This window comes from Paraburkholderia sp. J76, from assembly GCF_905220295.1.
Taxonomy (GTDB): domain Bacteria; phylum Pseudomonadota; class Gammaproteobacteria; order Burkholderiales; family Burkholderiaceae; genus Paraburkholderia.
Genome location: NZ_CAJMZJ010000004.1, coordinates 39329 through 60365, shown reverse-complemented (window position 1 = coordinate 60365; position 21037 = coordinate 39329). Strand labels below are relative to the sequence as shown.

The following is a 21037-nucleotide window of genomic DNA, read 5'->3' as shown; positions in this document are numbered from 1 at the left end:
CGTGAACGCTTGCAGGACCGTGACGCGCGCGTTGACCTGCGTTGCACAGTCAACCGACCGGCGCGACTCGCTTTGTTGCTCGCCGTTGAGAAACGGCATCTGGTGTGGCTCGCTCGTATAGAGCGGCGCGAGATCGAAGCCCGAGGCTTTACCGGCAAGCGAAGCGGGATTAAACCTTTATTGACTTGTTTCGAGATAGTCGGCGCTGCATCCTTGCAGTTGCATCCGCAAGGCCACGGGTGCCAGCCGAGTTCGCTGCGAACAATGAATCGAAACGGGATCTGAATGAACAAGTATGTTGTGCAGTACACCTATCAACACGCGCGAGTTGCTCGCCCGGTACTTTCCACGATAAGGATAGCCGCAGTGTCAGGTCACGCCGCCATCCAGGAAGCTTGGCCGGTACTGCGGGTCCGCCATCCCGCCGCACATGTTGCGGTGACGGGTACATTGCGCCTCTAGGAGCCGTTCTGCCTGGTGACGGCGCACTTGCACCAGCCATCGGTGAGCCACCAGTTTTCGAGCACGAGCGCGATGAGCCAGAGCGAGCCGTCGGGAAGCATGCCAACACTGACCTGAATCATGTTCCCGCTGTGCTCAAATGCGAACGTACGATGTACGATAAAAGCGATGTCGTTACGTCTTTCATACAAAAAATGCGCATGAAGTGGCTACCCGGTCTTTTGACTTGTCTCTGCTCCATCTCGCTCGTTTCGCATGCGAACGCGCAAAATGATGGGACTGCTGACCCCATGCAAAAGAATTCGCAGCTTTCTCTTCGATATGTTCCGGCTAGTCACGTCTATGACCCCTCAATCAAGCATCCCTTCCCTCAAAAGGTCCAACAACTGCTGCAATCCAGGCTGGTATGGAACGGGAAAAACACGGGCCTTGAAACGTTAGTATCCGTGCAATGCTCTGCGGATGGTAGATTGCTGTCAGCGAAAATTGTCCGTTCAAGTGGAGACATGGCATGGGACGCCGCCGTGATGAGGGCTGTGCAACAGTCCGACCCAATGCCAGTTGATGACGATGGTAGAACGCCGAGTCAATTCAAGATTACGTTCCGGCAACCCCGGTAACCATCTCCCCCTCTCGCCTCATCGCCCTCAAGCGCTGCTTGTCCCGTCCGCAATCTCCAGTCACTGGTCTATCTTTGAGTGCCGCGAGCGCCCGGCTTTTCGGATCAAGCAGTTCGAGGCCGCTGCGCACCGCGTCATGCTCTTTGCGCGCGCTTCGACCGAGTCTTTCTTCGTGTACGCGAAGATCAGCCCGGCGCGCGCGTTGGCGCACCCAAAAGGTGCGCCGCATCGTTGCCGCAAGGACTTCCGCGCCTAAGCGCCTGAACGCCTGGTCTCAGTGCTTCAGGAAGTCGATCACCATGCGATTGAACGCCTCCGCATGCTCCCACTGCGCCCAGTGCCCGCAACGGTTGAACACATGCAATTGGGCGTTCTGCATGCCTGCCAGCAGGCGCAGCCCGATATCCATCGGCACGAAGCGGTCGTCGCGGCCCCAGATCACGAGCGTGGGCGCCGCGATCTCGCCAAGGCGCGGGCCGTAATCGCTGAACTGCTTCGGGAATGCGGCGAGGCTCTTCACGAAGTTTTCCAGGTGGTCGCGGCGCGCGAGCATGTTGTCGAGACGCGTTTGCATCAGTTCGTCGGTGAGCGCGCTCGCGTCGTACACGAACACGTTCATCATGCGCTTGAGGTTCTCGATGGTCGGCTCGCGATAAAGACCTTGCAGCAGCTTGATGCCTTCGGTGGGCATCGGCACGAAACTGCTCGGTCCGCCGGTGCCGCCGCCCATCAGCACGAGCTTGCCCACGCGTTGCGGATTCGCCAGCGCGAACGCCACGGCGCTATGACCGCCCATCGAATTGCCGAGAATATGCACGCGCTCGATGTCGAGCACGTCGAGCAGGGCCTTGAGCACGCGGCCGTTCAGGTCCGAGCGCGAACTCGTGCAGACGATCGGGTCGCTCTTGCTCCAGCCGGGGCAGTCCATCAGGATCACGCGGTAGCCGGCCGCGACGAGCGGTTCGACGTTGCGGTTGAAGTTGGCCCAGCCGCTCGCGCCCGGACCCGAGCCGTGCAGCATCACGACGGTTTCGGCGCCGGCGCCTGCGTCGTTGTAGTGAATCCGGAATTCGACCTCGCCGTCCTTCACGCGGGCGAATCCGCTCGTCGAGGCTTCGGTGATTGCTTGTGCCGTGCCAGTCATGATGACCATCCTTTAGAACGTGATAACTCGTGCGGGAGAATGCGCGTGCCTTCTCCCTTCAATGTCATGCGCCTTGTGCGCCCAACGCGTTGCGCGGCCGGAATGCACCCACCACGGTGAGTGCCGCAACCGCCGCGATCACCACGAGCGGAATGCTCGATCCCACTAGCATCGACGGGCTTTGACCGAGTGCGAACAACTGGCCCGCCACGAGCGGCCCGAGAATCGACCCCAGACGTCCCACGGCCACCGCCGCGCCCACGCCCGTGCCGCGCACTTCCGTGGGGTACGCATGGCCCGCGAGTGCATAAAGCACCGACTGGCCACCCACGATAAAAAAGCCGCACAGCAGGCCGCCCACGGCCGTCGAGCCTGCGCCGCCCGCGCCCGCGAGCACGGTGAGCGCCACGACGATACCGACGTACATGCCGATCACCGTGCCCCGGCGGCCGAAGCGGTCCATGATCGTTGCGATCGCAACGGCGCCGATACCGCCACCGATGTTGAACAGCATCAGCACGAGGTTCGATTGCACGCGCGTCAGGCCGCGCGCGAGCACCATCGAAGGCAGCCAGTTCATCAGGAAGTACAGCACGATCAGCGTGCCGAGATAGCTGATCCACAGCGCGATGGTGGTACGCGCGCGGCCCGCTTGCCAAAGCGCTTGCGTCACGCTCGGCGCGCCTTCCCTCGCCATCTTCGAAGCCTGCGCGGCGACGAACTGCTGCGACTCGCGCAGGAACATGCCAAGCATCGGCACCATCACGATCGGGCCAAGACCGCCCACGTAGAAAACGTGACGCCAGCTCGCGTCGCCGCTGCCGAGCATGCCGATCCCGGCCGCAATCGCCGCGCCGAACGGCATGCCGCAGTACATCGCGCCGACCGCCGTGCTGCGCTGCTGCTCACCCGCCGCCTCCGAGCACAGCGCGATCAGGTTGGGCATGGCCGCGCCGAGCCCGAGGCCCGTGAGCAGACGCGCGACGAGCAGGCTTTCGAAATTCCACACCATGGTCGTGGCGAGCGAGAAGAGCCCGAACAGCGCCACCGACCACATGAGCACGCGCTTGCGGCCAAAGCGGTCGGCGAGCCGCCCGCCCAGCGCCGCGCCCGGCAACAGGCCAATTGCGCCGGCGCTGAAGGCCCAGCCCATTTGCGCCACGGCGAGATGAAATTCCTTCGCCATGCGCGGCCCCGCTACGCCCGCCGATTGCAGGTCCAATCCTTCGAGCAGCGCAATCGCCAGACACAGGGCGATGGTTGCGTTGCCGTTGGTTACGCTTCCTCCGGCACTACTCTTTTGCGTCGTCATAAAAGTCTCCATGTGTATATGCGGGCCGCTCTTGATGGCGGCTCTACGCGGCAACGCTTGATCAGGACTCCAACGCTTCCTGACGATTCTTGAGGTCGAGCGCCACGTCGACGATCATGTCTTCCTGGCCGCCCACCATCCGGCGCTTGCCCAGTTCGACGAGAATGTCCACCGTCTTCAGGCCGTATTTTTTCGCAGCCACTTCCGAGTGACGCAGGAAGCTCGAATACACGCCCGCATAGCCGAGCGCGAGCGTTTCGCGGTCCACGCGCACCGGGCGATCCTGCAAGGGGCGGACGATATCGTCAGCGGCGTCCATCAGCGTGTAGAGGTCCGTGCCGTGGTTCCAGCCCATGCGTTCCGCCGCGCCGATGAACACTTCGAGCGGCGCATTGCCCGCGCCCGCACCCATGCCCGCGAGCGACGCATCGACGCGGTCGCAACCTTCTTCCACGGCGACGATCGAATTCGCCACGCCCAGCGAGAGGTTGTGATGCGCGTGCATGCCCGTTTGCGTTTCGGGTTTCAGCACTTGTTTGACAGCGCGAAAACGATCGCGCACGTCGTTCATCGTGAGTGCGCCGCCCGAATCGACCACATAAATGCAGGTCGCGCCGTAGCTTTCCATCTTCTTCGCTTCGACTGCGAAGTTTTCCGGCGTGGTCATGTGGCTCATCATCAGGAAGCCCACGGTGTCCATGCCCAGTTCGCGCGCGTATTCGATGTGCTGCTTCGAAATATCCGCTTCCGTGCAATGCGTAGCCACACGCACCACGCGCGCACCCGCGTTGTACGCGGCCGTCAGGTCGTGAATCGTGCCGATGCCGGGCAACAGCAGCGTGGCGATCTGCGCATGCGTGACCACGTCGGCCACGGCTTCGATCCATTCGAGGTCGCTGTGCGCGCCGAAGCCGTAGTTGAAGCTCGAACCTTGCAGGCCGTCGCCATGCGCGACTTCGATGCTGTCCACCTTCGCGCGGTCCAGCGCGCGTGCGATGTCCTGCACGTTCTGAATCGAGTATTGGTGGCGAATGGCGTGGCTGCCGTCGCGCAGCGTCACGTCGGAGATATAGAGTTTCTTGCTCATCGCTTTACGCTCCTTGTACGCTGAGCAGCGTCTGCGCCATGCGCTCGGCGGTGGCGAGCGCGGCTGAAGTCATGATGTCGAGATTGCCCGCGTAAGCGGGCAGATAATGCGCGGCGCCTTCCACTTCGAGGAACACCGAGGTCTTCAGGCCGCTGAACTTGCCGAGGCCCGGGATGTTGAGCGGCGCGCTCGCGGGAATCTCGTCGAACTGCACCTTCTGCTTCAGGCGATAGCCCGGCACGTAGGCATGCACCTTCGCGACGGTCTCCTCAATGGACTGCTCGATCTTTTCGCGGTCGGCCAGTTCGGACAACGTATAAACCGTGTCGCGCATCATGACCGGCGGTTCGGCCGGGTTCAGCACGATGATGGCCTTGCCCTTCGCGGCGCCCCCCACCACTTCGATAGCCCTCGAAGTTGTTTCGGTGAACTCGTCGATGTTCGCGCGCGTGCCCGGGCCTGCCGACTTGCTGCTGATCGAAGCGACGATCTCCGCGTAATGCACTTTCGCCACGCGCGACACGGCGGCAACCATCGGAATCGTGGCCTGGCCGCCGCACGTCACCATGTTGACGTTGAGCGCGTCGATATGCGCGTCGATGTTCACGACCGGTACGCAGTACGGCCCGATCGCCGCGGGCGTGAGGTCGATTACGCGGATCGACGGCTTGAGCTTGCGCAGCAGCGCGTCGTTCTTCACGTGCGCGCCAGCGGAGGTCGCGTCGAATACGAAGTCGATATCGTCGAACACGGGCAAGCGCGTAAGACCCGCCACGCCTTCGTGCGTGGTTGCCACACCGAGGCGCGCGGCGCGTGCGAGACCATCGGAGTTCGGGTCGATGCCGACCATCGCCGCCATCTCCAGATGCTGGCTGTTGCGCATGATCTTGATCATCAGATCCGTGCCGATGTTGCCGGAGCCGATGATCGCGGCCTTGAGTTTTTCGGAAGCCATATGAATTCCTGTATCAGGCGGTGAAAGTCGCGCGAACGCTGCCGAGGCCTTCGATCTGCGCGGTGAACGTGCCGGGTTCCTTCACGGCGACCATGGGCCCGAGCGCACCCGTGAGCACCACGTCTCCCGCACGCAGCGGCGTGCCGAGTTGAACCATGCGGTCTGCGAGCCACACGGCGGCATTGAGCGGATTGCCGAGGCACGCGGCGCCGTTGCCGCGCGAGAGCACTTCGCCGTCGCGCGAGAGTTCCATGGCGCAAGCGGTCAAGTCGATCTGCGAGAGCGGCACGGGGCGGCTGCCCACCACGAAGCGCGCGCTCGATGCGTTGTCGGCCACCGTGTCGACGAAGCGGATGTCCCAGTTCTGGATGCGGCTGTCCACCACTTCGATGGCCGCGAGCGCGTATGCGCTGGCGCGCAGGATGTCGACGAAGGTGTGCTTTTCGAACGTGAGGTCGTGCTCCAGCACGAGGGCGATTTCCGCTTCCACCTTCGGCTGGATCAACTGCGAAAGCGCAATCGCTTCGGCGTCGCCGTACGCCATCGAAGCGAACAACGCGCCGAAGTCGGGTTGATCGACGCCCAACTGCTTTTGCACCGCGAGCGACGTGAGACCGATCTTGCGGCCCACGATGCGCTCGCCGTTCGCCACGCGCAGATCGACGTTGGCTTGCTGAACTGCATAAGCGGTGGCGATGTCATCAATAGCGATCTCGCCGCGCACCGGCTCGATCACGTTGCGCGACGCTTCGGCTTCGCGCAGGCGCGCGGCCAGTGCCGCGACGAGTTTCGAATCTGACATGTTGATTCTCCGGAGTCCGTACTGTTTCATCAAGCCGCGTCGGGCGTGGCGTGCATCGTGGCAAAGCCCGCGATCCACTCGGGAATTTCGCGGTAGTAATCGAGCGTCGCGCGATACGGGCCGTAAGCCGCCAGCACGCCGAACGCCGCGACCCACGTGCGAATTTCATGCGCCGACTTGCCGCCGTCGCGCGTGATGGCCGCGTTGGTCATGCCGTCCACCGGCGTCAATTCGCCTGACGCGAGGCGCGCCAGAAACGCGCGATCCCATTCGGGATTGAGCGGATGCAGGGGGCTGTCGCCCGCCGCGAACGACTTCGCCGCGGCCACGGTGCGCGCCTGGCGCGCGTCGCGCGAATCGGCCGGCGGATTGCGGCCGGCAATCAGGCGTTCGGCCACTTCGGGCGTCGCGCCGAACAGTTCCGGCACGGGCGGCTCATGCGAAATGCCGCCCGAACCCACCACGAGCACGCGCTTGTCGCTGCGCGAGAAAAAGCGGCCAATCGCATCGCCGAGCAGTCGCGCGCGGCGCAGCGTCGCCATGGGAGGCGCCACGGAGTTAATGAACACCGGAATCACCGGGTAGCGATCGAGGCCGCCCGTGAGCACCTCCAGCGCCTGCGCGCAACCGTGATCGACCTGCATGCGGTACGAAAGCGCTACGTCGATATCGGCGTCGAGCACGCTTTCGGCGAGCGTGTGCGCGAGGGCTTCGGGCACCGGCAGCGTGCCGGCCATGCTGTTGAAGTCGCCAATCGCCTCCGCACGCGCGCCGATGCAAAACGGCGGCATCACGTCATAGAAGAAGCCGTTGAAGTGATCGGGTGCGAACGCAACGATCACGTCGGGGTTGAACGCTTGCACGCGCTCGCGCGCGGCGCGGCCTGCACGCTCGACTTGCGCCACCACTTCAGGCGCGGGATCGAAATAGCCGTGCAGCGGCGTGTGCGACAGACATTCGAGGTGAATCGGCATGCTCATGCTCCTGCTGCGCGCGCAACGGCCACGCCGCGCGCGGGACGGCTCTGCGGGGCCACCGCGCTCGCCTCACGCAAGGCGGCTTCGGTCATGCCGAGCTTGCCCGCCAGTTCGACGATCGCGTCCGATACTTGTTGCGGCGTGCACACGCCCGCCACGAAGCGGTCCGGGCGCAGCAGCACGACGGATTCGGGCAAGCGGCCGAACCACTCCTTCAGGCGCCCTTGCACGTCGCCGAGCGCGAGCACGCCCTCGGGCACGTCGTCGGCGTATTCGAGCTGCACGTCGGGCTTCGCGAAGACGAAACGCGCGCCAAGGCGCTCCCACAACGCGCGGGCCTGCGGCGTGAGGCCGAAGGTCGGGTCCGCGCCCCAGGCGAGCACCGCGAAGCCATTGCCGATGGCGTCGTCGAGGCGCAGCACGCGGCCATCGGCGAGCCGCACGCGCGGCTGGATGAACATGCGGCCCACGGGCGAAGCCGCGAGCGGATCGCGGCCATACGCGAGGCGGCCGATCAGCGAGTCGCGCTTCTGGCTCATCAAGCCGAGCAGGCGGCCCGGCGCCGAATTGCCCGAGCGCTCCAGCAGGCTCGCGAGCCAACCGCCCGCTTTTTGCGGCGGCGGCAGCAGCACGACGCCCGCTTCGTAACGCGGCATCGGCTTGAAGCGCATTTCCACGAAATAACGCTTCACCGATGGGAACACGTTCATCCCGCGCACGAACGTATCGCGAAAGCGCGCGCCGAATCGCGTGGCCGGCGCGAAGATATCGCCCGCGACTTCGGAGAGGTGGATCATCGAGCGGGCATGCGCGCGGCGCTCCACGGTATAGCTGTCGAGCAGACGCCCATCGGCCTGGCCCTTCGCGACCATTGCGAGTTTCCAGCCCAGGTTGTTCGCGTCGCGAATGCCGCTGTTGTAGCCCTGCCCCTGCCACACGGGCATGATGTGCGCGGCGTCGCCCGCGAGCAGCACACGGTCCACGCGAAACGTTCCGGCGACGCGCGCGTTGTGCGTGTACACACGCTTGCGGATGTAGTCAACCTTGTCGGGGTCCGCCACCACCTTGCGAATCAGCGCGGCCATGTTTTCGGGCTTCGAAAGTTCTTCTTCCGTCTCGCCCGGCATCACCATGAATTCGAAACGGCGAATGCCGTGCGGCAGCGCCGCCGACACGTACGGGCGCTGATGATCGCAATGCATGTAGATGTGCGGCGAACCGATGGGATCGTTGCGCACGTCCACGACGATCCATTGATTCGGCTTCGTGCGGCCTTCGAAGGGCACGTTCAGCGCGCGGCGCACGAAGCTGTTGCCGCCGTCCGCGCCCACGAGGTACGCTGCGCGGATCGTACGGCGTTCGCCGTTCGCGTCGCTCACGTCGATCGCCACGCCCTGTGTGTCCTGTTCGAACGCGTTGACGGTATGGCCGAACAGCACCTCCACGTGCTCGACGCGTGCGAGTCCTTCATACAACACGCGGTCCGCGAGCGGCTGGATGAACGCGTTGCGGCGCGGCCAGCCGAATTCGTCGGTGCGCGGTTCGATCGAGGCGAAGCAATGGCCGTCTTTCGTGACGAAGCGCATCCAGTGGTCGGGCGTGGTGTGCGGCAGCAACGCGTCGGCGAGACCGATGGACTGGAACACGCGCAATGCTTCGTCATCCAAACCAATTGCGCGCGGGTAGTCGATGATCTGGTCGAGCTTCTCGACGAGCGTGACACGCACGCCTTGCAGGCCGAGAATGTTGGCGATCATGAGGCCGACCGGGCCCGCGCCGATGATGGCGACGTCGGTGGCGATCTGGCGAGGGCGGACGGTATCCGCCTCGTGAGCGAGGGGGGTGTTCATGTGTCTCCTTCTCGCGCGGCTTATGGAGCCGCGGCGGATGCTGACAGGGGATGCCTGAAAACGGATCACGCGGCTGACGCTTTGTCGCAGTCCGGTGAATGGAAGCGAGTCTAGGTTCCGCCCGATGCGCGCTCAACATTTTTGGAGAAATGTGCATAGAATGCACACGATTGATTTTTAAGGCGTTTTCGATGACGAAGTATGCAAACGTGCGCGGCCTCGCGCGCGGGCTTCAGGTGCTCCAGGCGCTCAACGCCATGGAGAACGGGCGCGCCACGAGCCAGCAATTGAGCGACGCAACGGGCCTGCACCGCACGACGGTGAGGCGTCTGCTCGAAACGCTGGTGGAGGAGAAGTTCGTGCGCCGCAGCGCTTCCGACGACAGCTTTCGTCTGACGATGAACGTGCGCGGCCTGAGCGAAGGCTTCACCGACGACGAACTGATCGCGACCATCGCGCCGCCGATCATGGCGCAGATGCTTCAGCGCACCGTTTGGCCCTCGGACCTCACGACGCCCGACGGCGACTCCATGGTGATTCGCGAGACCACGCACCGCTTCAGCCCGCTTTCGTTTCACCGCGCGATGGTGGGCCGCCGCCTGCCGATCCTGCTCACCGCGGCGGGCCGCGTGTACTTCGCGATGTGCCCCGAGACGGAGCGCGAGGACATCCTGGAGCTATTGCGTTCGGGTGCGGGCGGCGAGCAGCAGCAAAAACTCGCGAGCGACAAGGCCTTTATCCGCAATCTCGTGCGCCAGACGCGCGCGGACGGCTTCGGCTCCAACCACGGCGACTGGGCGGATCAGCGCAAGATCGGTGCGCTCGCAACGGCTATCGAAACGCATGGGCGCGTGCTCGCGAGCCTGAACGTGATCTACCTGGAACAGGCCATCAGTCCGGTGGAGGCGGTTCGCCGCTTCGTGCCCGAGTTGCAGCGCGCCGCGCGGGAAATGGTGACGGCGCTGGAAGCGCAGGAGGAAAACACGAAGCGTTGAGCCGTTTCGAGAAAAGCGCTTGCAAGCCCGCGCGAGTGTCTCTATAATTCGCGCCTCGACAGGCTCGTAGCTCAGTTGGTTAGAGCACCACCTTGACATGGTGGGGGTCGTTGGTTCGAATCCAATCGAGCCTACCAACGAACATGCAGTAAAAAAAGTTGTACCTTGCAGCATCATTGCGAATGACGCATTCCCTCGCGGGTCTGCGTCATTTTCTTTTGGCGCGCGCTAATCACGCATACTGCTATCCATAGCGCGCCACCTCGCGCATAGCTTCGCAGAAATCGTCAGTTCTTCTCTCCTCGCAACGCTGCTTGAATGGACGTTCCACGTCCAGCCGAGGAGACTTTCGATGTCCGACGTTCAAACGCAGCTTCCGTCTACGCATCTGCATTCCAGCACGGCACGACACGCCGATACCGCGCTCGACCTCCACCAGGTCGCGGGCCGCATCGGTGCACGCATCGACGGTGTGCGTCTACACGGCGATCTCGACAGCGCCACATTCAACGCCATCAACGCCGCGCTGCTGCGCCACAAGGTGCTGTTCTTCCGCGGCCAGCAGCATCTCGACGACGCCTCGCAGGAAGCCTTCGCGCGGCGCTTCGGCGTAACGGTCGCGCACCCGACGGTGCCCTCGGTGGAAGGCGGCAGCCTGCTCGAACTCGATTCGCAGCACGGCGCGCGCGCCAACTCCTGGCACACCGACGTCACCTTCGTCGACGCCTACCCGAAAGTCTCGATCCTGCGCGCCGTGGTGATTCCGCCGTTTGGCGGCGACACGGTGTGGGCCAACACGGCCGCCGCGTATGCGCACCTGCCCGAGCCGCTGCGCGCGCTCGCCGACACGCTCTGGGCGCTGCATACCAACGCCTACGATTACGCCTCCATGCATGCGAACGCCGACAGCGCGCAACTCAAGCGTTATCGCGAAGTCTTCACGTCGAAGCTCTATGAAACTGAACATCCGGTCGTGCGCGTGCATCCGGAAACGGGCGAGCGCACACTCGTGCTCGGCCACTTCGTGCAACGGCTCAAGGGGCTGTCGTCGTTCGAATCGGCGCATTTGCTGCAGGTGTTCCACGAGCACGTCACGCGGCTCGAAAACACGGTGCGCTGGAGCTGGCAGGAGGGTGACGTCGCGATCTGGGACAACCGCGCGACGCAGCACTACGCGATCAACGACTACGGCGACGCGCGACGCATCGTCCGGCGCGCGACGGTGCGCGGCGAAGTGCCGGTGAGCGTGGACGGCCGTACGAGCGTGGTCGTGCGCGAGGAAGGCGCGACGCTGCAGTGATCAGCGGCCCGGCGCGAAAGCGTCGCCGTCTATCGGCAACTCGCGCCCGGCCAGCAGGTCGGCGAGCAGTTGCGCGCTGCCGAGCGCGAGCGTGAAGCCCAGCGCGCCGTGCCCCGTGTTGAGCCACAGGTTGCGAAAATGCGTCGCGCCGATCACGGGCTTGCTGTCCGGCGTGGCGGGGCGCATGCCGGTCCACGTCTGCATGGCGTCGTAGTCGCCGGCATGGGGGAACGTTTCGCGCGCCTGGCGCGTGAGCAGCGCGATGCGGGCGTCGTCGGCGTGCGGGTTCATGCCCGTGAGATCGACCATGCCCGCAATGCGCAGGCGCCCGCCCAAAGGCGCATAGACGACCTTGTGATGCGCGTCCGTGACCGAAACACGCGGCGCGCCCTGCGCATTCGCGTTGGGCAGCGTGAGGCTATAGCCCTTGAGCGGATACACGGGCACATGCACGCCGAGCGAGGCGAGCATCGGCTGGCTCTGAAAACCCAGGCACACCACGAAGGCATCGGCTTCGATGTCGCCTTGCGAGGTCTGCGCGGCGAGCACCCGCAGCCCTTTCGTTCGGAGTCCGGAGAATTCGGTGGCCAGTTGCAGATTCACGCCGTCGCGCTGCGCCGCGCGCGCGAGGCCGCGCGTGAACTGATCGCAGTCGGCGGCCTCTTCGCCCGGCGTATGTATGCCGCCCGCGATCTCGCCGCCGATATGCGCGAGCGCCGGTTCGAGCGCCACGCACGCCGCGCCGTCGAGCGCGTGCTGCACGCAGCCGAGGTTCGCCTGATACTCCGTCTGGCGGCGCGCGCCCTCGAAGCCTTCCTGGTCGCGATACACCACGAGCTTGCCGTTGCGCACGTAGTCGAATGAAAGCGCTTCGCGCTCGACCACTTCGTGCATGAGACGCTGGCTAAGAAAGCCGAGGCCGAGCAGTTCCGCCGTGGTCGCGCGGCTGCGCGCGCGCGTGCAGGCGCGCAGGAACGCGGCGCACCAGCGCCATTGATGCGGATCGAGGCGCGGCACGAAACGCAGCGCGGCGTCGCGCGAGAAAAGCCATTGCGGCAGTTTGGGGAGCACCGACGGATCGGCGAGCGGCGCGACGTAGCTATAGCTGAGCTGGCCGCCGTTGGCGTGGCTCGTTTCGCGCGCCACGTCGGCATGGCGTTCGACGAGCGTGACTTCGTGTCCATCGCGCGCGAGCGCGTAGGCCGTGCTCACGCCAATCACTCCACCACCCAAAACGCAAACTCGCATAATCCGTCGTTCTCTTTCGCTTGCGGCCAAACCCATGCGGCCTATGCCGCCAGTCTCGCCGGGAACGATGGGGAACTCAATTGCGATTTGCGCGCGGGGTATAACTTCAGGTTAAAGCGTAAAGCGGCCGAAAGTTGTCCTTGCAACCGCAAGGACAACCAGCAACGCCGGGTTCAGGCTAGCGCAGGCGCGCTCCCGAGCGCAGCACGCGCGTCCACGGCATGCGCGGGGCGCGCGCCGGCCTGACCCGCGCCGCCCAGGTTGAACACCGCCACGGCCTCGCGCAGCAGATCGGCCTGCGATTCGAGCGACTGCGCGGCCGCCGCGGCTTCCTCCACGAGCGCCGCGTTGCGCTGCGTGACTTCGTCGATCTGCGCGATTGCGCGGTTCACCTGCTCGATGCCGTCGCTCTGCTCGTGCGTCGCCGTTTCGATCTCGGTCATGATCCCGCTCACGCGCGCCACCGCATTGCGCGCGTCGTCCATGGTGCGGCGCGCGTCCTCCACGAGGCGCGCGCCCGCGCCGACCGTCGCTGCCGAGGCCGCGATCAGTTCCTTGATCTCCTTGGCCGCCGTGCCCGAGCGCTGGGCGAGGCTGCGCACCTCGCTCGCCACGACCGCGAAACCGCGGCCCTGCTCGCCCGCGCGCGCCGCCTCCACTGCGGCATTGAGCGCGAGGATGTTGGTCTGGAACGCAATGCCTTCGATGATGCCCGTGATCTCTTCGACCTTCTGCGACGACGCGGTGATATCGCTCATCGTCGCGTTCACGCGGGCCACTACGTCTGCGCCGCGCGTGACCGTTTCGAGCGCGGTCTGGGCCAGACCGCTCGCCTCTTTCGCGCCATCCGTGTTCTGGCGCACCGCCGCTGAAAGCTCCTCGATGCTCGCCGCCGTTTCTTCGAGCGCCGCTGCCTGCTGCGCCGTGCGGTCGGAAAGATCGACGTTGCCCGACGCGATCTGCTTCGCGCCCTGCGTGATTTCGTGCGTGCTGCCGCGCACGCGCGAGACGGTGCCCACGAGGCCGTCGCGCATGGTCTGCAGCGCGCTCAGCAACTGGCCCATTTCGTTCTTCGAGCGTACGCGCACGTCCACCGTGAGATCGCCCGCGGCGATGCGTTCGAAATGGCGAATCGCATGGTTCACCGGTTTGACCACGGCGGCAGCCAGGCCCACGCGCGCAATTACGCCGATCGCCACGCCCACCACGCCGATCAGGCCGAACACGACGAGCGAAACGCGAAAGCGCTGCGCGGCGGTATCGGCGTCCTGCTGCTGGCGCGCGGTCTGCCAGTTCTCGAGCGCGTCGATGGCCTTCGCGTAGGCGCCGTAATAGCGGTCAGCGGTTTCGCCCTGGATCGTGCGGAAGGTGTTGAAGTCGTTGTCGACGAGCGATTTGTACTCGGGTTCGAGCGCCTGCGAAACGAGCGCCTCGCGCGCGCTGCTCACGGCCTGGGCGAGACGCGCCTCTTCGGGGTCCTCGAACGGGCCGGCGCTGTAGAGCGCGAACTCCTTGTTCGAATTCACGAGCACTTGGTGCGCCTTGTCGAGCAAGCCGTCCGTGGCCTTGCCGACGCTGAAGAGCGTCTCGTAGCCGCCGAGCGCGAGGCGTACCTGGAGCAGGCGCTCCGAACTGGTCTTGAGCGCGTCGAGCGCCTGCGCGCCGCGCTGGGCGTCGTGCAGGCTGTCGTTGGTGATCTTGAGCGCGCCATACGACACGCCGATCACCGTCAGCAAAAACGCGACGAAGATACCGATAACGAGCGTAAGCCCACGGCGAATGGTGATATTTCCCAGCATGAGGTCTCCGTTGCGTTTTATCTCTTCCAGCGAGTGCGACCCTGCGCGGCCCAGCGCCTTCGCACCTCGTCTCGCCTAACGGCAGACGACGCGCGGTACTGGATAGGGGAAATCCATGATGCGCGCAGGGCTACGCGCGGTTTGGCAGGTCTGCATCCCAATGGATGGGAAAGCCCCGCCTGGAAACGGTTTCCGGCGATTTCTCGCGCCTCGGCGCAGGTCACAGGAAGTCGGGCCCGAGGGCTCTGTCAGACCGATTGGCGATTCGTGCTATCGTTTTGCTTTCACCGATTGTTTTTCCTGGCCGCTTTTTTCTGGCCGCTTTTTTCTGGCCGCCTTGACTCGCGGCCCCGCTCCCATGTCCGACCTTTCAACGCCGCTCGCGCGCGCGCCGCGCCCACTCGACTCCATCAATCCCAAGCCGCTCGGCATCGCGCTCCTGCTCGTCGCGCTCGGCGCCGTGTACCTCGCACAGACCGTGAGCACGCGTCAGGCGGCGCTCTACGTGGTCGGCGCGCTGCTCGGCATGACGCTTTATCACGCGGCGTTCGGCTTCACGTCCGCGTGGCGCGTGTTCATCGCCGATGGCCGCGGCGCCGGCCTGCGCGCGCAGATGGTCATGCTCGCCATCGGCGTACTGCTGTTCTTCCCTGCGCTCGCGGCGGGCTCGCTCTTCGGCCATCCGGTCACAGGCCTCGTTTCGCCCGCGGGCACGTCGGTCATCGTCGGCGCGTTCATGTTCGGCGTGGGCATGCAACTGGGCGGCGGCTGCGCCTCGGGCACGCTCTACACGGTGGGCGGCGGCAGCACGCGCATGGTCGTGACGCTCCTCGCCTTCATCGTGGGCTCCGTCGTCGCCACGGCGCACATGCCGTTCTGGACGTCGATGCCGCAACTGAAGCCGTTCTCGTTCGTGAACGCACTCGGTGCCGCGCCCGCCATTGCCCTGAACCTCGTGGTATTCGCGCTCATCGCGGCGCTCACCGTGGTCGTCGAAAAGCGCCGTCACGGCCGCCTCGTGAACGAACCGCGCGCGCCGCACACCTCGCCGTGGCTGCATGGTCCGTGGCCGCTACTTGCCGGCGCGGTCGCGCTCGCCGTGCTCAATTTCGCGACGCTCGCGCTCTCGGGACGGCCGTGGGGCGTGACCTCGGCGTTTGCGCTGTGGGGCGCGAAGGGCTTCGCGACGCTCGGCGTCGACGTGGCGAACTGGAAGTACTGGATGGCTGGCCCGAACGCCGCCGCGCTCGCCGCGCCGGCAAGCCACGACGTCACCACGGTCATGAATATCGGCATCGTGCTCGGCGCCATGGCGGCGGCCTCGCTCGCGGGACGCTACGCGCCGGTGTGGCGCGTTCCGCTGCGCTCGCTCGCGGCGGCCGTGATCGGCGGCCTGCTTCTCGGCTATGGCGCGCGCCTCGCTTACGGCTGCAATATCGGCGCGTATTTCAGTGGCATCGTCTCGGGCAGCCTGCACGGCTGGCTGTGGCTCGTGTGCGCGTTCGCGGGCAATGTGCTCGGCACGAGGCTGCGCCCGTTGTTCGGGCTCGAAGTCGAACGCGTGAAGAATACGGGCTGCTGAGCGGTTTCGTCCGTTCGGCGCAGAAATGACGAAGGGCAAGGTGTGACACCTTGCCCTTTTTTACATGATCCGGCGCTTTTTACCGGAGCCCGCTTCGTCAGATATTCAGACGCGTGACCTTGGTGCCCGCCAGCGAGACGTCGGCCATCAGGCCCGCGTTGGTCAACACGAACGCTTCCACCGGGTGCGTGGCCGTGTTGGTGTCGATAGTGCCGTTCGCGCCCACGGTCACGAGCGCCACCGAAGCGTCGGCGCCCGCTGCCCAGCCATCGGTCGAGCGGAATTTGTCGAGTGCGTCCTGCGTCATGAAGGCGAAGATGAGCGCCTTCGACTGAGCGCCGGCCTGCAGCCCGAACGAGCCCGACGCGGTGCTGTAATAGCCCACGGTCGCGCCGCCCACGCGCAATGCGCCTTCGCCATACTGCGCGCCGACGATGAAGCCGGCCTGCAGCACTTCAGGGAACACCAGCACGCCGCGCGACTTCGCGAGAAGCTCGTGCGAGCCCTTCACGGTCTGATACAGCCGCGAGAGCGTGCCGTCCACAGAGGCGTCGATCGACTGCCGTTTGGACATGTTGGTCGATGCCGAGGAATTCGAACCCGTGGTAGTCGTACAGCCTGCGAGCGTGAGGCCGCCCGAGGCCAGGGTCACTGCCGCCGTCAGCATGAAGTTGCGTCGTTGCATTTGGTTATCTCCACACGAATGAGGTGCGGGGAAGGTTGAGCAAGCCGCATGCCCGACTTCTCCCGCTTCCGTTGGCCAAAGCCCGCTTCGGACCGCCCCAGGCGACAGCCACGTCGCCGTGGCTTGATTGTGCCCGAATTCCATAGGGAGCGTCTGTCAGAGAACGCGGTCAGCTTCGTTCGCCCGCCCAGTGAAGGGCGAACTCCCGCTCAAGGTTTGGTGGCCTGCCACGACGAGTCGGGATCGAACGCCTTGATCGCCGCTGCCGTGCGCGCGCCATTGGGTCCGAGGTTCTTCTGATAGAGCTGACCGTCCTGGTTGATGATGAAGCTCATTACGCCGGTTTTGCCATATTGCGCCGGCCAGGCCACGAGCGCGAAACCGCCGCTCAAATCGCCGTTCTCGAGATAGCTGCGCGCGCCACCGCTCGCGTGCGGCCCCTGCGCGGTGAGAATGCGGAAGTGATAGCCGTGATACCCCTCCTCCGGGCTGACTTTCGCATTGCCCGGCATGGCGGCCGCGAGCGGTCCGAGCGGACTTTCGGTCTCGCCCGGCTCGACCGGCCAGTACAAACCGTCGTGCGTGCCCGGCGTGCTCAAAATGTGCTGTGCGTAGTGCTGGTTGAGCTTGCGATAGTCGTTCTGCGCGTCGACATACGCGAGCGAGGTGAGCATGGCCGCACGCTCGTTGCGGCCTATGCGACGCGTGAGAATTTCGCTCGCGCCCTCACGCGGATCGAAATGCCAGCCCTTGCCCGACTGCACGATGGGAATGGGCAGCGTCCAGCCGCTGTCGCCCACCTCCACGTGCGCGCTCGCCTTGCCGGCAACGGGCGTGGCGTCGCGCACGACGCTGTGGCCTTTCGCCCAGGCGCCAAGGTAGTCGTAAATGTCGTCCTGACCGATGTTCTGCGTGGGGATGAAGGCGGTGAAATCGTTGCCGAGCACATGCTTTAAGGCCTCGCGGTCGTTGGTCGCGAGTGCGTCGGTGAACGCGTTGGCAGCGGCTTCAGGCGTGGCGTAGACAGCTTGCGCGTAGGCGGCGCCACCGAACTGGACCGGCAACAGCGCGGGCGCGCCAAAGAGCGCGAGTGCCGCGCCCAGCGCGAGCGCGTAATCGTGCGGCAGGCGGCGTGCGGATATGCGGATCATTTCTAGGCTCCTCATGATATTCAACGTTATCGACGGCCGAAGTGACGTCCGCCACCACCGCCACCGCCGAACCCGCCGCCGCCCCCACCACCGTGGAAGCCGCCACCGCCGCCACCACCGCCGCCGTGGTAACCGCCCCCGCCTGCACCGCCGCCGTTGAAGCCACCATGGCTCTGGAACGCTTCGCGGCTTTGCTGGCCGCGTTGTTGTTCGAGGCGCGCATTGGCGCCGTCGCCCGCACCGCGTAACGCGTTGTCGCGATTCGCGTTCTGCGCGCGGTTGTTGAGATCGTTGCCGCGGTTCGCGTTCTGCACGCCGTTCTGCCCACGGTTGTTCAGCTCGTTGCTACGGTTCGCGTTCTGCACGCCGTTTTGCCCGCGGTTGTTGAGTTCGTTGCCGCGATTGCCGTTCGGACCGCCGCCGTTGGCATTCGGCCGCCCGCCTTCCTGGATGCCCTGGACTCGCTGCTGGGCATTGCCGCTCATGTTCTGGCCCGTGCGGTTCTGCAAGGTCTGCATGGCCTGCGTGCGCGACTGGTCGTAGCCGCGGTACTGGTTGCGCTGGCCGTTCAGGTTCGCGTTGTTGTAGTTCTGACGACGCTCGACGTTGGCGTTGCGATTCCAGTTCGCCGTGGCGTTGTTGGTGTTGATGCGGTTGTTGACGTTGATGTTGTTGTAGCGATTGACGTTGACATTCACGTCGTGGTTATCCCAATTGAAGCCGCCCCACAACGAGTTCGCCACGGCCACGCCCGCGCCGAATGCGAGTCCGCCCACGAAGCCGGTCGCGATGGCATAGCCCGGAGGCGGCGGCATGTACACGGGCGGATAAGCCGGATACGGCCACGCGCCATACACCACCGTCGGGTTATAGGTCGGCACGTAGACCACCTGCGGATTGGCAGGCTCGATCACGATGGTCTGCGTGGTGGAGGTGCTCGACGCCGGCTGCACCACGACCTTCTGCTGTTCGTTCGACTTGAGGTTGCCGGCCTTCTGCGCCTGCACGCGCAGACGCTGCACGGAATCCATCACGTCGTTGGACTGCGCGAGAAACGCGTTGCCGATCTGCTGGACCCAGTCGGGCTTCGACGCCATGGTGGCAAGCACCTGCGGAAACGCCACGAGCGACTGCACGCTCGGGTCCCACGGCTCGGAGGCCACGGCCTTCACCGCGTCGTCGCCCTTGAGGTTGGGATTGGCCTTCGACCACGCGGCGGCCGCGGCCACGTCCTGCGGGAACGTGGCGGCCATGAGCACCTGCGCGAGCAGCGCGTCGGGATAAAGCGCGATGGGCGCGGTGAGCGAATCGAGCTGCTGGTTCGAAAGATGCGCCGCGTTCTGCGCAAGCGCGGCAGTGGGTCCAGCCGGGCCCACGAAAAGCGGCGCGCCCGCGAGTGTTGCACACACGAGCCACGCAAGACGCTGGCTTGCACCGGATGCTTTCACGTTACAGTCCTCCCGGTTACGAACAATGGTTCTGATATGTGCAGGAATCGAACATTCACAAACCTTTCATACGTCCTGACGAACTATCCGATATCCAGGACGCTAGGCGTACTACACAAAAATAAAGGGGCAAGTCTCAAGGTGTCAATGGAAGATGTGTTTCAACACTTCGGTTACGCGACGTGCATCAATGCAGGCCAAAACAGCGTTGAACGAAACAATATCTGCGCACTCCTCAAACTGCGCTGGAGTGCGATTGCGACTCGTTTGCACCCAAATGCATACGCACGAAACCCACGTGTTCGCGCAACACGTAGAACGCATCGGCGTATGCGAGCGGCATGCGCAGCGTATTGAGCGAGCGTTCGATCTCGTCGAGTTCTTCCACCAGCGCACGCCGTTCTTCTTCGTTCGTATGCTTGAGCGCGTCGCGTTCGATGGCGATGAGCGCGCCGTAATAGCGATAAATGCGCGAACGCACACGCCAGCGATACAGCGCCGGTATCGTGCGCAATGCGGGGATCACGAGCACGGCCAGCGGCAGCAGCAACACCAGCAGACGGTCCGTCACGCTCGCCAGCCAGAACGGCAGCGCGCGATAGAGAAAGCTCTTGCCCGACTTGTAGTAGCGCGTGGCGTCCTCGCTCACGCGAAAGTCGTGCACGGCGGGGTTCGGAAACTGTCCTTCGCGCTGCAGAATTCCGGGCGCGCCGTTCACTTCTCCCGCCGCTTCGATGAGCAGATCGGAGAGCGCGGGATGCAGCGTGTCGCGCGCAACGAGTTCGACAGTCGGGCCGATCAGATGCACCGTTTCGCGTGGTTGGCGTCTACGCAGATCGAGCACGCCGGGCGGCAGGTCGACGTCGTCCAGATACGGAAAGAGCCGCGTATAGGCGGCCGCTTCGTCGAAGCTCATCACCGAGATGCCGGGGATGTCGAGCAAACGCAGCATCAGGGCGCGCGTGGTCGAGTCGCCGCTCAGCATCGCGGCCTCCACGCGGCCCGAGACGAGCGCCGTGGCCGCATCCATGCCGTCGAGCGGCAGGAAGGTGGAGTTGCCGCCGGGGTCGATGCCGTTCGCGGAGAGCAGCTTGAGCGCCAGCTCGCGCGTGCCGCTGCCCACGCGGCCAATGGCGATGCGCATGCCGTCGAGGTCCGAGAGCCGCGTGAGGCCCGAGCCGCGATAGAACACGACGATGGGCAAATAAGCCACGCTGCCGAGCGACATGAGCGAGTGCGTGTCCTTGCCGTCGGCCACACCGCCCTGCACGAATGCGAGGTCCACGTGTTGCCTCGGATCGAGCAGGCGCTGCAGGTTCTGCACCGAGCCGTCCGATTCGAGGATCTTGAGCTTCACGCCGTTGCGCGCGAGGATCGCGCGGTACGCTTGCGCCATCTGCATGAACGAGCTGTCGGCGGGGCCCGCGCTGATCGTGATCGTGCGCGGCGGCGCGGGGTCGACGAGCCAGAACACGAGACCGACCACCACCGCGCAGAACAACGCCACCGGCAATGTCGTCAGCGCGATATCGCGCCAGGCGGGATGCGCGTGGTCACGCAGAAAGTTGGGTGGCGGCGATCGATATCGTCTCATGAGAACCCGGCGGCCAAGCGTCAGAC

The 21037-nt window shown here is 64.9% G+C and carries 18 protein-coding genes and 1 tRNA gene; 5 read left to right on the top strand and 14 right to left on the bottom strand.

Features of this window, described 5'->3' with window-relative positions:
• Positions 1-458: 458 nt before the first annotated feature.
• Positions 459-584 carry a hypothetical protein gene (locus U5768_RS09490; protein WP_322030129.1) on the bottom strand — a complete coding sequence of 42 codons (126 nt, stop codon included), beginning with the start codon at positions 582-584 and terminating at the stop codon, positions 459-461.
• Between the two features lie 30 nt (positions 585-614).
• Between U5768_RS09490 and U5768_RS31960 the strand changes: the two genes are divergently transcribed.
• Positions 615-1082, top strand: coding sequence for an energy transducer TonB (locus tag U5768_RS31960; RefSeq protein ID WP_415913873.1), 468 nt, complete (start codon positions 615-617; stop codon positions 1080-1082).
• A gap of 274 nt (positions 1083-1356) precedes the next feature.
• Here the strand turns inward: U5768_RS31960 and U5768_RS09485 are convergent, their stop codons facing one another.
• From U5768_RS09485 to U5768_RS09455, 7 genes are all read right to left on the bottom strand, one after another.
• Complete coding sequence (locus U5768_RS09485) at positions 1357-2226, bottom strand: alpha/beta fold hydrolase (protein ID WP_322030128.1); 870 nt, start codon at positions 2224-2226, stop codon at positions 1357-1359.
• 64 nt (positions 2227-2290) lie between these two features.
• Entirely contained in the window at positions 2291-3538 is a 1248-nt protein-coding gene (gene mhpT, locus U5768_RS09480; RefSeq protein ID WP_322030127.1) for a 3-(3-hydroxy-phenyl)propionate transporter MhpT, read from the bottom strand.
• Positions 3539-3599: 61 nt separating this feature from the next.
• A complete protein-coding gene (gene dmpG, locus U5768_RS09475; protein WP_322030126.1) occupies positions 3600-4625 on the bottom strand; it encodes a 4-hydroxy-2-oxovalerate aldolase in 1026 nt (341 codons plus the stop codon).
• 4 nt (positions 4626-4629) lie between these two features.
• Positions 4630-5580: an acetaldehyde dehydrogenase (acetylating) gene (locus tag U5768_RS09470; RefSeq protein ID WP_322030125.1), complete on the bottom strand. Its 951-nt coding sequence runs from the start codon at positions 5578-5580 to the stop codon at positions 4630-4632.
• A 13-nt stretch (positions 5581-5593) separates the two neighbouring features.
• Positions 5594-6382: a 2-keto-4-pentenoate hydratase gene (mhpD, locus tag U5768_RS09465; RefSeq protein WP_322030124.1), complete on the bottom strand. Its 789-nt coding sequence runs from the start codon at positions 6380-6382 to the stop codon at positions 5594-5596.
• A 29-nt stretch (positions 6383-6411) separates the two neighbouring features.
• Positions 6412-7356, bottom strand: coding sequence for a 3-carboxyethylcatechol 2,3-dioxygenase (locus tag U5768_RS09460; RefSeq protein ID WP_322030123.1), 945 nt, complete (start codon positions 7354-7356; stop codon positions 6412-6414).
• Between the two features lie 2 nt (positions 7357-7358).
• Positions 7359-9209, bottom strand: coding sequence for a bifunctional 3-(3-hydroxy-phenyl)propionate/3-hydroxycinnamic acid hydroxylase (locus U5768_RS09455; RefSeq protein WP_322030122.1), 1851 nt, complete (start codon positions 9207-9209; stop codon positions 7359-7361).
• A gap of 191 nt (positions 9210-9400) precedes the next feature.
• Between U5768_RS09455 and U5768_RS09450 the strand changes: the two genes are divergently transcribed.
• The 3 genes from U5768_RS09450 to U5768_RS09440 all read left to right on the top strand — a co-directional run bounded on the left by U5768_RS09450 (position 9401) and on the right by U5768_RS09440 (position 11504).
• Positions 9401-10204: a DNA-binding transcriptional regulator gene (locus tag U5768_RS09450; protein WP_322030121.1), complete on the top strand. Its 804-nt coding sequence runs from the start codon at positions 9401-9403 to the stop codon at positions 10202-10204.
• A 60-nt stretch (positions 10205-10264) separates the two neighbouring features.
• Positions 10265-10341 (top strand) — tRNA-Val (locus U5768_RS09445).
• A gap of 215 nt (positions 10342-10556) precedes the next feature.
• On the top strand, positions 10557-11504 hold the full coding sequence (locus tag U5768_RS09440; RefSeq protein WP_322030120.1) for a TauD/TfdA family dioxygenase: 948 nt from the start codon (positions 10557-10559) through the stop codon (positions 11502-11504).
• Here the strand turns inward: U5768_RS09440 and U5768_RS09435 are convergent, their stop codons facing one another.
• The gene (locus U5768_RS09435) at positions 11505-12752 is read right to left on the bottom strand and encodes a D-amino acid dehydrogenase (protein ID WP_322030119.1); all 1248 of its coding nucleotides are present in this window, start codon (positions 12750-12752) and stop codon (positions 11505-11507) included.
• Positions 12753-12925: 173 nt separating this feature from the next.
• A complete protein-coding gene (locus U5768_RS09430) occupies positions 12926-14551 on the bottom strand; it encodes a methyl-accepting chemotaxis protein (RefSeq protein WP_322030118.1) in 1626 nt (541 codons plus the stop codon).
• A 358-nt stretch (positions 14552-14909) separates the two neighbouring features.
• On the opposite strand from U5768_RS09430, the gene U5768_RS09425 reads away from it, so the two are divergent.
• A complete protein-coding gene (locus U5768_RS09425) occupies positions 14910-16133 on the top strand; it encodes a YeeE/YedE family protein (RefSeq protein WP_322030117.1) in 1224 nt (407 codons plus the stop codon).
• 97 nt (positions 16134-16230) lie between these two features.
• On the opposite strand, the gene U5768_RS09420 is transcribed toward U5768_RS09425, so the two are convergent.
• The 4 genes from U5768_RS09420 to U5768_RS09405 form a co-directional block, all read right to left on the bottom strand.
• Positions 16231-16818 (bottom strand): YSC84-related protein, encoded by a 588-nt coding sequence (locus U5768_RS09420; protein ID WP_322030116.1) that lies wholly within the window; start codon positions 16816-16818, stop codon positions 16231-16233.
• A 209-nt stretch (positions 16819-17027) separates the two neighbouring features.
• Entirely contained in the window at positions 17028-17969 is a 942-nt protein-coding gene (locus tag U5768_RS09415; protein WP_322030115.1) for a DUF2950 domain-containing protein, read from the bottom strand.
• Positions 17970-17995: 26 nt separating this feature from the next.
• Entirely contained in the window at positions 17996-19417 is a 1422-nt protein-coding gene (locus U5768_RS09410) for a DUF3300 domain-containing protein (protein ID WP_322030114.1), read from the bottom strand.
• A gap of 235 nt (positions 19418-19652) precedes the next feature.
• On the bottom strand, positions 19653-21011 hold the full coding sequence (locus U5768_RS09405; protein ID WP_322030113.1) for a TAXI family TRAP transporter solute-binding subunit: 1359 nt from the start codon (positions 21009-21011) through the stop codon (positions 19653-19655).
• Positions 21012-21037: the final 26 nt, after the last annotated feature.